At 63.5% G+C, this 11,538-nt stretch carries 11 protein-coding genes; all 11 read left to right on the plus strand.

Annotated features, from left to right (window positions below):
• The first annotated feature begins 63 nt into the window (after positions 1 to 63).
• Positions 64 to 1,050: a Bug family tripartite tricarboxylate transporter substrate binding protein gene (locus ELS24_RS25355; RefSeq protein WP_127185686.1), complete on the plus strand. Its 987-nt coding sequence runs from the start codon at positions 64 to 66 to the stop codon at positions 1,048 to 1,050.
• Positions 1,051 to 1,109: 59 nt separating this feature from the next.
• Positions 1,110 to 2,108: a tripartite tricarboxylate transporter substrate binding protein gene (locus ELS24_RS25360; RefSeq protein WP_205736935.1), complete on the plus strand. Its 999-nt coding sequence runs from the start codon at positions 1,110 to 1,112 to the stop codon at positions 2,106 to 2,108.
• A gap of 17 nt (positions 2,109 to 2,125) precedes the next feature.
• Entirely contained in the window at positions 2,126 to 3,043 is a 918-nt protein-coding gene (locus ELS24_RS25365; RefSeq protein ID WP_127185687.1) for an SMP-30/gluconolactonase/LRE family protein, read from the plus strand.
• Positions 2,997 to 3,647 carry a TetR/AcrR family transcriptional regulator gene (locus tag ELS24_RS25370; protein WP_240669381.1) on the plus strand — a complete coding sequence of 217 codons (651 nt, stop codon included), beginning with the start codon at positions 2,997 to 2,999 and terminating at the stop codon, positions 3,645 to 3,647. The genes ELS24_RS25365 and ELS24_RS25370 overlap by 47 nt, the downstream gene beginning before the upstream one ends.
• Positions 3,644 to 4,807, plus strand: a complete 1,164-nt coding sequence (locus ELS24_RS25375) for an MFS transporter (protein WP_240669382.1) — start codon at positions 3,644 to 3,646, stop codon at positions 4,805 to 4,807. The genes ELS24_RS25370 and ELS24_RS25375 overlap by 4 nt, the downstream gene beginning before the upstream one ends.
• Before the next feature lie 256 nt (positions 4,808 to 5,063).
• Positions 5,064 to 5,945: a LysR family transcriptional regulator gene (locus ELS24_RS25380; protein ID WP_050445499.1), complete on the plus strand. Its 882-nt coding sequence runs from the start codon at positions 5,064 to 5,066 to the stop codon at positions 5,943 to 5,945.
• Between the two features lie 155 nt (positions 5,946 to 6,100).
• Positions 6,101 to 7,024 (plus strand): hydroxyacid dehydrogenase, encoded by a 924-nt coding sequence (locus tag ELS24_RS25385; RefSeq protein WP_428839666.1) that lies wholly within the window; start codon positions 6,101 to 6,103, stop codon positions 7,022 to 7,024.
• A gap of 83 nt (positions 7,025 to 7,107) precedes the next feature.
• On the plus strand, positions 7,108 to 8,115 hold the full coding sequence (locus ELS24_RS25390) for a Bug family tripartite tricarboxylate transporter substrate binding protein (RefSeq protein WP_127185689.1): 1,008 nt from the start codon (positions 7,108 to 7,110) through the stop codon (positions 8,113 to 8,115).
• A gap of 344 nt (positions 8,116 to 8,459) precedes the next feature.
• Positions 8,460 to 9,509, plus strand: a complete 1,050-nt coding sequence (locus tag ELS24_RS25395; RefSeq protein WP_050445501.1) for a hypothetical protein — start codon at positions 8,460 to 8,462, stop codon at positions 9,507 to 9,509.
• Positions 9,510 to 9,512: 3 nt separating this feature from the next.
• On the plus strand, positions 9,513 to 10,439 hold the full coding sequence (locus ELS24_RS25400) for a LysR family transcriptional regulator (protein WP_050445502.1): 927 nt from the start codon (positions 9,513 to 9,515) through the stop codon (positions 10,437 to 10,439).
• 107 nt (positions 10,440 to 10,546) lie between these two features.
• Positions 10,547 to 11,518: a tripartite tricarboxylate transporter substrate-binding protein gene (locus ELS24_RS25405; protein WP_127185690.1), complete on the plus strand. Its 972-nt coding sequence runs from the start codon at positions 10,547 to 10,549 to the stop codon at positions 11,516 to 11,518.
• Positions 11,519 to 11,538 lie beyond the last annotated feature (20 nt).

Genomic DNA, 11,538 nt, shown 5'->3' on the forward strand with positions numbered 1-11,538 from the left:
TTTTTTTAACAGGCACAGCAGCCGGCACAGGCCGCAAGCCAACCACGCACGAAGGAGACAAACGTGAAAACTTTTCGTACGCTTACCCGCCTACCTTCCCTTGCGCTGTCGGCGGCCGCGCTGACGCTATGCGCCAACGCAGCCCTTGCGCAGTACCCGGATCGCCCTGTTCGTATCGTCGTCGGCTTTTCCCCCGGCGGGCCGACCGACGTGGTCGCGCGCGCCTTCGCCGCCTATGCCGCGCAGGCACTCGGGCAGAGTTTCGTGGTGGAAAACAAGCCTGGCGCCAATACCATTCTTGCCGCCGAAGCCGTAGCCAAAGCCGCGCCTGACGGCTACACACTGCTGGTGGGCGCCACCAACCACGCCATGATCCCCGCGCTGTACAGCAGTCGCGTCAAATTCGACGCCTTGCGCTCGTTTACCCCCGTGTGCGCGGTAGCGGTCAGCCCGACAGTATTGGTGGTGGGTCCCGCCCTACCCGTGAAAACACTGGACGCATTTCTGGCAAAGGTGCGCGCGGAGCCCGGCCGCATTACCTATGCCACGCCGGGCACGGGCAGCTCGGGCCATTTCGCCACGGCGCAATTCCTGAACCTGACGAAGACGTCCATGAATCACATCCCCTACAAGGGCGCGTCGCAGGCCATTGCCGACCTGCTGGGAGGACAAGTCGATAGCTCGCTGGCCACGCTGGGTTCGGTACTGCCGCAAGTCGAACCCGGCAAACTGACCGCGCTGGCGGTGGCCGCGCCCCAACGCCTGCCGCAGCTACCGCAAGTGCCCACCTTTGACGAGGCGGGCGTCCACGGCTACACCGCCGACGCTTGGTATGGCGTGCTTGCGCCGGCAGGCCTGCCCCAAGACGTGCGCAACAAACTGGAGCAGGTGGCCCGGGATTTCGCCCGCGCGCCCGCCACCGCCAAGAGCCTGGACGCGCTGGGCATGCAGGCAAGCCAAACTTGCGGCAACGATTTCAACGCGCAACTGGCCAGCGAGATCGATGCGAACCGCAAGCTGGCCGAGAACCTGGGGCTAAAGGCCGATTGAGCCGGGCCCGGATATAAAAGCAAACAAAGAAAAAATACTCATCATCCAGAGGAAGACAAATGACGTTTCTTACCCACCCCTACGCGCGCCGCAAGACCGCCGCATTGATCCTGGCCTTCGCCGCCCCGCTGCTGGGCATGTCCGTCTCTCACGCAGCGGACATCTGGCCCGACCGTGCCGTGCGTATCGTCGTGCCCTACGGGCCGGGCGGCGCGGTCGACGTGGCCACGCGCAAGATGGCGCAAATGCTATCCAGCCAGACCGGACAGAGCTTCGTCGTGGAAAACAAACCCGGCGCCACCGGCACCATCGGCGTGAGCCAGGTGGCACGCGCAACGCCCGACGGCTACACGCTGGTGGCCAACGACACCACGTATTCCTTGCTGCCGTACATCTTCAAGAAGCTGCCCTTCGACCCCGCAGAGGACCTGCAACCCGTCTCGGCCTTCGTCTTCGCCCCCATGGCCTTGGCCGTGTCGGCCGACAGCAGCAGCCACACACTTGACGACCTGATCGCGCAAGCCCGCGCCAAACCCAACATGATTACGTACGGATCGGGCGGGCCAGGCACTACCCCGCATTTCGCGGCCGAAGCGTTGGGCCTGGCGACCGGCGTGAAGTTCATGCACGTGCCGTTCAAGGGCGCGGCCGAGGCCACTCAGGCCGTGTTGGGCAAGGTGATCGATTTTCAGTTTGCGTCCACCACCGGGGTCATGGGGCCGGTGCAAGGCGGCCAGTTGAAGCTGCTGGCCGTCAGCGGTGACAAGCGCCTGCCGGTGTTGCCCAACGTGCCCACCTTTGCCGAAGCGGGCGTGAAGGACTTTGGCGTGGTCAACTGGACCGGCCTGTGGGCGCCAAAGGGCACGCCCCCGGACGTCACCGATCGGCTGCAACGCGAGATCGCCACCGCCATGGCTTCGGAAGAGATGAAAACGTTCGCCACCAAGATGGGCGCGGAGCCACGCGCCGCCAACGCCACGGAGTTTCGCGGCATCCTGGCCGATAGTGGCCAGATGTGGGGCAAGGTGGTCCGCAGCATCGGCTTCGACGCGAAGTAAACAAAGGAGGATTCGCCATGTTCTGCTTGCACGCCCCCGAAGTCGTTGACTTTCAGGTCTGGTCGGCCATGCCCGATCACTTGCGCCGCCTCCGGCGCAGCGCCTGGGCGGACGCCAACCGGGGCGGCATGCCGGTTGACTCCTTTCTTGAAGGGCCGGTCTTTGATGCGTCCGGCAACCTGTACGTCACGGACATCCCCTGGGGCCGCGTGTTCCGGATCACGCCGGACCGCGAATGGTCATTGGTGGCCGAGTACGACGGCGAACCCAACGGCATGAAGTTTCTGGACGCCGGCCGCCTGCTCATCACTGATTACAAGAACGGGCTGATGACGCTGGATATCGCGACCGGCGCCGTCACACCGTATCTTGAACGCCGCAACAGCGAACGCTTCAAGGGCGTCAACGATCTGATCTTCGATACCCAAGGCAACCTGTACTTCACCGACCAGGGCCAAAGCGGACTGCACGATCCCAGCGGCCGCCTGTACCGACTGCGGCCCAACGGCCAGCTAGACCAGTTGCTGGGCAACGTGCCCAGCCCGAATGGCGTGGCCTTGTCGCCCGACGAGCGCGTGCTGTACCTGGCCGTCACGCGCGGCAACTGCGTGTGGCGCGTGCCCTTGCTGCCCGACGGCAGCGTCAGCAAGGTCAGCCAGTTCTTTACGTCCTACGGCCCCAGCGGCCCCGATGGCCTGGCCGTCGACACCGAGGGCAACTTGCTGGTCTGCAACCCCGGGCTGGGCTATGTGTGGCTGTTGAACCATCGCGCCGAACCCAGCATCGTCTGGCGCAGCGTCACGGGCGCGTCCACCACCAACCTTGCCTTCGGCGGCGAAGACAGGCGCACGCTGTTCTGCACGGAATCGACCAGCGGCTCGATCCTTTTTGCGTCCGCGCCGCACGCGGGCCTGCCTCTGGCGCGCAAAACCTGAATGCGCCAAGCAAGAAGCGCCGCGCGACCCTTTGCGATTTGACAGTGTAAAACGACCGTTTTACATTGGACGCATGGATACCAAGACACAGCTGATCTCCACGGCGGAACATCTTTTCAACCGACACGGTTTCACGGCCACCGGCATGGACCGCTTGACCCAGGGCGCCGGCATGTCAAGCCGAACGCTCTACAAGCACGTCGGCAGCAAAAACGCGCTGATCGCCGCCGTACTCACCGAGCGCGACAAACGTTTCTTTTCGCAAATTCAAGAAGCAAGCAGCGTCGACGCAATCTTCAAGGCGCTGGAACACTGGATGAAAACCGAGGACAACCTGGGTTGTCTGTTCTTGCGTGCCTACGCGGAAACCGGTGGCGACACACCGGAAATTGCCGATGCGGTGTCCGCGCACAAAGCCGCTTTCTGGCGAAAGATTCGGGAAGTCGTATCGGCGGAAACCGGCGGCCGCAACGACCCGGTGCTGGCCGAACAGATCTTGGTCTTGTTCGAAGGCGCAACGGCCGCCGCCATCTATCGCGGCGCAAAATCCGTGAAGGCGGCACGCTTGGCGGCCATTGCCCTGGTTGAACGGGCGCGGCCATGAGCCTTGCGCTGAGTCCCGCCGCAACCTTGGGCGCAACAGGCTTTGCGCTGATCGCCGTCTGCTACGGCTTTGCCCGTTTCGCCTTCGGCTTGTTCCTGCCGCGGATCGATGCTGACTTGTCCTTGTCTTCGACGCTAAGCGGCTTGATCTCGGGTGGGGCTTTCCTGGGCTATTGCATCGCCATCGCGCTGTCGGCCTGGTTGACCGAACGGATCGGCCCCCGCGCTGTCGCCATCGGCGCGGCCCTGGTTGCGGCGGTGGGCATGGCCGGCATCGCCGCCGCGCCTTCGGCGCCCTGGCTGGCGGGCGCGGTCATGCTGGCGGGATCCAGCACGGGACTGGCCTCGCCTCCCTTGGCCGCAGCCGTAACCGCAGCGGTCAAGCCGAACCGGCAGAACGCCACCAACACCCTCATCAACGCCGGCACCGGTGCGGGCGTGGTGTTGTCCGGCCCGGTGGCACTGATGATGGGAGATCAATGGCGCCTTGCGTACGCGGGCTTTGCGGTGGCGGCGGTCGGTCTGGCGTTTGCCGCGGCGCTCTCCCTGCCGCGAGGCTCCCAGGCAGCCACGAACAATACCCATGGCTTACCGTCCCTTAACGGCGAGCTGCGGCGCTTGATCGCCGCCGCCTTCCTGACCGGCGCGGCCAGCACCGCGATTTGGTCTTTCGGAGCGCAACTGGTCGCGCTGCGGCTCGACTGGGGCAGCACTGGCGCGGGCCTGCTGTGGATCGCCATCGGGGCGGCCGGCATTGCGGGCGCGGGCGCGGGGCATCTGATTGCGCGGTTTGGCATGGACCTGGTCCATCGCGTATTCCTGGCGGCAATAGCGGCAGGCATGCTTATGATCGGCATCACAGGCACCTCGGCTGCCCTGACCCTGGGCGGCGGCCTGCTCTTTGGCGTCGCCTACATCATGCTTACCGGCGTCTATTTGCTATGGGGCGTCTTGGCGCTACCCGACCGGCCCGCCACGGGCGTGATGATCGCCTTTCTTGCGCTTGCGATCGGTCAGACCGCCGGGGCCGCCATCTTCGGACTGTTGATGGAGCATCTGACCCCCGATTACGCGGTGGTTATTTTTGCGTGCCTTGCTATCACGGCGGGATTGGCGCGGGCTGAAGAGGCAAATCCACAACCGTGTGTGGCGGGTCGATAGCGTGCGGCGCGGGAGGGATTGCTTGCTGTTGCTTCGGGTTGCCAGTCCCGCAGGGCAGCGTCGCGCTCAGCGCTTTCAAGACGAAAGAATCTACAACATGACTTGCATGAGCCGATGCTTTTTTCATTGAATCCGCGCCTTTCAACATTTGCTGAAGGGCGCACTTTCACTGAAATTAATGTGCAGTATCCAATCAGCTCTTCACCTCGCAGCCCACGTGTTAACGTAGCCGCCACCCCACAGCCCCACCCTACTCATGCAAAGCCGCTCTCTGCGCGCTTTCCTGGCGCTACACCAATTCGGCACCGTGACCGCTGCCGCGCAGGCCGTGCATTTGTCGCCCGCGGCCGTCAGTGTTCAGCTTCGGAACCTGGAAGAGGAGCTAGGTGTCGAGCTATTCGTGCGCACCGGCCGTTCCATCCTGTTGAACGACCGCGCGCATCAGCTCCTGCCCCTTGCCCGGCGGGTCTTGGACCTGGAAAGCGAGATGGCGTCGTTGGGCAATTCCAGCCGTCTCAAGGGCAGGCTGGCGCTGGGCATCATCACCAGCACATTAAGCGGGGGGCTGCCGGATGTGCTCAAGCGTCTGGGGGCCGAACACCCTTCCCTGGAATTGCGCATTACCGCCAAGCGGTCGCCAGACCTTGCGTTGCAGGTGGAAGCGGGCTTGCTGGATGCGGCGGTGATTTCAATGCCGCCGCCGCATTTTTCCACGACGCTTTGCTTTCACGAGCTGTATACCGAGCCCCTGGCGCTGGTCATGAGCGCCAAGCGCAATTTCACCAACGTCAAAGCCGCGTTGGAGGAATATCCCTATATCGCCTTCGACAAAACCACCTGGATCGGCAAGCAGATCGACGCGTTCATTCAGGACAGCGGTGTGTCGGTGCGGCCCACGATGGAGCTGGACTCGCATGACGCCGTGCTGTCCATCGTGCGCCATGACATCGGCGTCACCGTCCTGCCCGTGCTGAAAGGCCCCGCGCGCAGCGACGGCGCGTTGAAGTTCATTGACCTGCCGGGCTTGTACCGCACCGTATGCCTGGCGGTGCGCCACGCCAATAACGACAGCCGGACCACGCAGGTGCTGGTGAACTGCTTCCGGGAATTCGGGGAATCTTCTCCGCTGGCGAAATAGCCGTCGTGCTTGTCATTCCACGAGCATCGTATTTGCCGATGCTCAGATGTAAAAAAATTAGCTTTTGATAAACCTCCTGCTTTCTTAGTATGGATCTTGGCATCGTGCATGGGCCGGATCACAGCAAGCGGCCAGTGCCGTCGGAAGGAGGAGTTTTGAACATCGTCGTGACTGAATTCATGGACGCGCCCGCGGTCGAGCGACTGCGGGAAAAAGCAGACGTCACCTACGACCCGAAGCTGGTCGACGACCTGCCACGCTTGTGTGAACTGGCAGCCACCTGCGACGCACTGATCGTGCGCAACCGCACGCAGGTGCGCGGCGAACTGCTGGCGTCGCTCAAGCGGTGCAAGGTGGTGGGACGGCTGGGAGTCGGCCTGGACAACATCGACCTGGCCGGCTGCGAACAACAAGGCATACAGGTGTTTCCCGCCACCGGCGCAAACGCCAATAGCGTTGCCGAATACGTGATCGCGACCGCGATGCTGCTGCTGCGCGGCTCATATGCATCCTCGGCGGCGGTCGCGGCGGGCGAATGGCCGCGCGATGCGCTGTCCAAAGGCCGCGAGATCTCGGGCAAGACCCTGGGCTTGCTGGGTTTTGGATCAATCGGGCAATTGACCGCACGCTTGGCCAAGGCGCTGGGCATGGCTGTCGTCGCGTTTGACCCGGCGTTGGCGCATGACGACCCGCTGTTCGCGAAGCTTGGTGTCGCGCCCGCCGCCTTGGACAGCGTGCTGGCGCAAGCAGACGTGCTCAGCTTGCACATGCCGCTGCTGGAGTCCACGCGCAATCTGCTCGATGCAACGCGCATACAAGCGATGCGGCCCGGCGCCGTCCTCATCAACACCGCGCGTGGCGGCATCGTTGACGAGGCAGCCGTGGCCAGCGCCCTGCGCAGCGGACAACTTGGCGGCGCCGCCCTGGACGTCTTCGACATCGAGCCGCTTGCCCCGGCGCCGCACTTCCAGGGCTGCCCGAACCTTATTCTTACGCCCCACACAGCAGGCTTGACCACCGAATCCAACCAACGGGTAAGCAGTCTGGTTGCCGAGAAGGTCTTGGCGGCGCTGGGCTGATTTTGCAACACCGCATTGGCAGCACCGACCTTGCAGCACCGACCTTTGCAACACCATAAAAAAATACACGGACAGGAGACAAAATGATTACCAGAAGAATGTTGCTGGCCTCGGCCCTTGCGCTTGCCGCCATCGCCCCCGCCGCCCAAACACAAGCCCAAGCACAAGCCCAAGCACAGGCACCAGCCGCCGACTACCCCGCCAAAGGCAGCGTGCTGAAATATGTCGTGCCGTTCCCGCCGGGCGGCTTGACGGACGTCATGGCGCGACTGGTGGGCCAACAACTCAGCGAGCGCCTGGGCGTTACCGTGGTGGTGGAAAACCGCCCGGGCGCGGGCGCCATGATCGGCGCCGAACAGGTGTCGCGCGCGGCGCCCGACGGCACTACGCTGCTGGCCATCACCATGACGCATTCGGTGAACGCCACCTTGCTGCGCGACAGAAGCCGGTTCGACATCACCAAAGACCTGAAGCCCGTTGCGCTGCTGGCCTCGACACCGATCCTGGTCGTGGTGCCGGCCAACAGCAAGATACGCACGCTGGACGACCTGGCCAAAGCCGCGAAGGGCAAGGAACTGAATGCCGGGTCCAGCGGCGTGGGCACGCCATCGCACCTGTCACTGGCCTTGTTCAACCAGATCAATGGCACCAACATCCTGCACATCCCCTATGCCGGCGGCGCGCCGTCATTGACGGACCTGATGGGCGGACAGCTTGATGTGATCTTCAGCAACTACGCCGAGTCCCTGCCCTACGTGCAGTCGGGCAAGCTGCGCGCCATTGCCATTGCAAGCAAGGCGCGCAATCCGCAAGTGCCGAACGTGCCGACGTCCGCCGAGGCAGGCATGCCCAAGCTGAACGTCGAACAATGGACCGCCGTCATGCTGCCCAGCGCCACCCCGGACGCGATCGTTCAACGCCTGGGCAAGGAGCTCGTCAGCATCATGGCGCGACCCGAGGTCGCGGAAAAAACGCGCTCGCTAGGCTTTAGCGTCGATGCACGCGGACCGGCGGATTTCGCGCCGTTCTGGAACAGCGAAGTGCAACGCTGGCGGGCACTGATCCAGTCGGCAGGGATCACCGCGCAATAACATCCCTGCGCGGGGGGCGATTGCGTGCTCCCCACATGCCCAGGGCAAGGGCGAAGCAAGGGTCAGGCCGAAACAATAGCAACAATAAATTTCCAAATCCGCCCTTTGGCTTGGCCCTCGTCCTGGCGGCTGCCCATGCCGCCGACATGGCCACAACCCTCGCCCTTTGTGGGGTTCCCACCCTGAACCTATCCTCAGGGGCAAGCTGCGCCCTCGCCCGGCTTCCCACCCGTCTGGCCGGCGCCATGTTTCAAGCAGCGATCCGGGTGTTGCGGCGCCCTCCCAAATCAGTAGCATGCGCGCTCACTCATCTGACTCAGCCCCCCCTAAAAAGGACCGCTCCCATGACGCTGCCGCGACCGCGCGTTACCCTTTCCGCCATGACGCTCGCCCTGGTCTTGTCAGGCTGCGTGAACGTGCCGACATACACCGGCGAAGGCACCATGGACGACCCGCGCTACGCGCAATTGGTGGACCTGATCGGCGAGGCCCTGAAGGCCGACATGGCCGTGGTGCTGGTCGCCGACGTGATGCCGCACGCGACCTTGAACGACGCGCAATCCATGACCAAATGGACCGGCAACACAATCTGGATGCACGAGCAGCAGCCGAAAATCACCTTCGGTCGCAAGTTCCAGAACAATTCGCTGCAACGAGACAAGAACACCACCTACCTGTTCAAAGCCTTCGAAGTGCATATCCTGCCCCCAGGAAAGTACCTGCTCACGGGCGGCGACGACTACAAGCTGAATGCCTTGCTGGACCAGGTGGGCGCGCGCAGCGGCCCAGTGGGATCGGGCCGTGGCGCCAACGGCACCGCCTATCTATCGCCGGAACTCTATCGCGAGTTCTACAAGGAAACCAACTGGCACGAAGGCACGACCGGCAGCCAGTTGAAGACGCGCACGGTCTGCACCGCGGTACACCGGGCCTCAGGCAACTGCGTCAGTTGGGGTGAAGAGCAATACACCGAAACTACGCAAGGCTCTCGCGCCGGCTACTACGAAGAGACGGCTACGCGCGATATCCCCGCCATCAAAGTGCAGTCGCGCGTGCCGCCCAAGCTGGCGCTGGCCAGTTTTACCCTGAAGGGCGGCCAACTGGTGCTGAGCCAGCGCATGCACATGAAAACGCCCAGCTACCAGTACAAGCAGTCGGGCTGCCGCGCAGTCGACCCCAAGATGATCGAATGCCCGCTTGAAGACTTCACCGTCTACACGCGCCCGGCGCCGATGGATTTCGCGCAGAAGCTCATCGCGCAGCGCCAAAACCTCAGCGATGCACAACGGCAGTTGTTAGCCACCCTGCAACCCATGCAGATCACGCCGCTGGGCAAGCAAGGCATGGAAGATCCGACCTGGGGCGTGCCGCTGTCGATGGGTAAGGCAAAATAACGCATGACCCCACGCCAGCTCCGCTATTTTCTGGAAATCGCCAACAGCGGCAGTTTGTCGCTGGCCTCGGCCACGCTGCGTATCGCGCAGCCCGCGCTTAGCCAGCACGTGGCGGCGCTGGAAGCGGAGTTGGGCGTGGCCTTGTTCGAACGGCATGCCAAGGGCGTCACGCCAACGGCCGAAGGCAAGCGTCTGCAGCAGCGCGCCATGTCGATTCTGGAACAGTTGGAATCGCTGAAGACCGACGTGCTGGCGCCCACGGGCAAGCCGCGCGGGCCGGTGCGGGTATGCCTGGCCCGGTCGTTGGCACAGGTGGTGGCTGCGCCACTCGTGCGGTACGTTGAACAGGCTTATCCCGACGTTCGACTGTTGTTGTCCTCGGCCTTGTCCAGCGAGGTGCGCTTGGCCCTGCAAACGCGGCAGTTGGACGTGGCGCTGATGCCCAACGCGTTCGAGTTGCCCGGGCTGTATTGCAAGCCGGTGTATGAAGAAGGCTTCTCGCTGTTCGGCCTGGAATCACTGTTCGACCGGCCAGGAAAGACGATGGCGTTCTCAGCGATCGGGTCGCGTCCGCTGGTGGCGCCCGACCGCGACCACGACCTGCGCCGCCTGATCGAACGCACAGCGCTGGAGCTGGATTGCCCGCTGAATGTGAAGTACGAGATCAACGATCCCGAATTGAATTTTGCCTTGGTGCGCGACGGCGTGGCGTTTGCGATCCTGCCCAACAGCGTCGGCCTGGAACTGGCGCGTGGCGATAAGGCCATGGGCGAACGGCGTCTGGTCCGGCCAGCCATTACGCGCATGCAATCCATTGTCCGCGTGGCCGAAGGCGCGCCGGACAGTACGATGCTGGCCATGGAACAGGCGCTGGAAACCGTGTTGCGCACGCTGGTCGCACGCAAGGTGCTGCGCGGAAAACTGGCATAAGAAAAAACTTATATAAAACGCAGATAAATAATATTTGTCTTCAGGTCTGACGCAGCCGTACGCTACTCCAAAAATGGCGCATCAAAAGCGCCGATACGGAGACAAGCATGCAAGTACGACGCAGACAGTTCCTTAGCGCCATGGGCGCCGCCGTGTGCTGTAGCGCGCTGCCGATCAGGCAGCTACAGGCCAGCCCCCCCTTACGCATGCTGGTGGGTTTTGCCCCGGGCGGCGCGGCCGATCTGGTGGCCCGCGCGCTGGCCGACGGCATGCGTGCATCGGGCTACACCCTCATCGTGGAGAACAAGGCCGGCGCAGGCGGCCGCATTGCGGTCGACTCGCTATTGGCGGCGGGCGGCAATGGCAATACCGTGCTGTTCACCCCCTCCACGAACCTGACGCTGTATCCGCATCTATACAAAGACCTGCGCTACACCCCCGCGGATTTCACGCCGCTGGGCACCGCCAGCCAGTTTGATTTTGGATTCGCGGTGGGCGCCCACAGCCCTGCAAAGACGTTGCAGGAATTCCTGGCTCTGGCGCAAAAGGACCCGCGCATGGCGGTCTACGGTACGCCCGGCGCGGGCACGGTCATGCACTTCCTGGGCGTCATGCTGGCGAACGCCAGCAAGGTCCCCTTGACGCCGATTCCATACAAAGGTGGTTCATTGGCGCTGACGGACACCGTGGGCGGCATTCTGCCCGCGCTGATCACAACGCTGCCAAACCTGATTCCCATGCACAAGGCCGGCAAGATCCGCATCCTGGCCATGACCGGTTCGGCGCCATCGTCCGCGCTGCCCGACGTGCCCACCTTTGCCACGGCGGGCTATCCGTCGCTGACGCTGGCCGAGTACTTCACGCTCATCGGCAACAAGACCTTGCCCGCCGACCAGGCGCAGGCATTGGCGCGGGCCGTGACCGACGCGGTGCGTTCGCCGGCGTTTGCAAAGATCATGCAGCAGCAATTCTTCGACCCCAAAGTCACCACACCCGACGCCTTGAAACAACAGATGGAACGCGAAGATGCGTTCTGGGGCCGGGTCGTCAAGGACAGCGGCTACACCCCCGAGGCCTGACGCGCCGCGCGCATGGCCTG

The sequence above is a fragment of the Achromobacter spanius genome (assembly GCF_003994415.1).
GTDB lineage: Bacteria > Pseudomonadota > Gammaproteobacteria > Burkholderiales > Burkholderiaceae_B > Achromobacter > Achromobacter spanius_C.

Coding starts and splice junctions, on each gene's coding strand:
- ELS24_RS25360 (WP_205736935.1), top strand. CDS start 1,110: ATGACGTTTCTTACCCACCCCTACGCGCGCCGCAAGACCGCCGCATTG.
- ELS24_RS25365 (WP_127185687.1), top strand. CDS start 2,126: ATGTTCTGCTTGCACGCCCCCGAAGTCGTTGACTTTCAGGTCTGGTCG.
- ELS24_RS25375 (WP_240669382.1), top strand. CDS start 3,644: ATGAGCCTTGCGCTGAGTCCCGCCGCAACCTTGGGCGCAACAGGCTTT.
- ELS24_RS25380 (WP_050445499.1), top strand. CDS start 5,064: ATGCAAAGCCGCTCTCTGCGCGCTTTCCTGGCGCTACACCAATTCGGC.
- ELS24_RS25390 (WP_127185689.1), top strand. CDS start 7,108: ATGATTACCAGAAGAATGTTGCTGGCCTCGGCCCTTGCGCTTGCCGCC.
- ELS24_RS25395 (WP_050445501.1), top strand. CDS start 8,460: ATGACGCTGCCGCGACCGCGCGTTACCCTTTCCGCCATGACGCTCGCC.
- ELS24_RS25400 (WP_050445502.1), top strand. CDS start 9,513: ATGACCCCACGCCAGCTCCGCTATTTTCTGGAAATCGCCAACAGCGGC.
- ELS24_RS25405 (WP_127185690.1), top strand. CDS start 10,547: ATGCAAGTACGACGCAGACAGTTCCTTAGCGCCATGGGCGCCGCCGTG.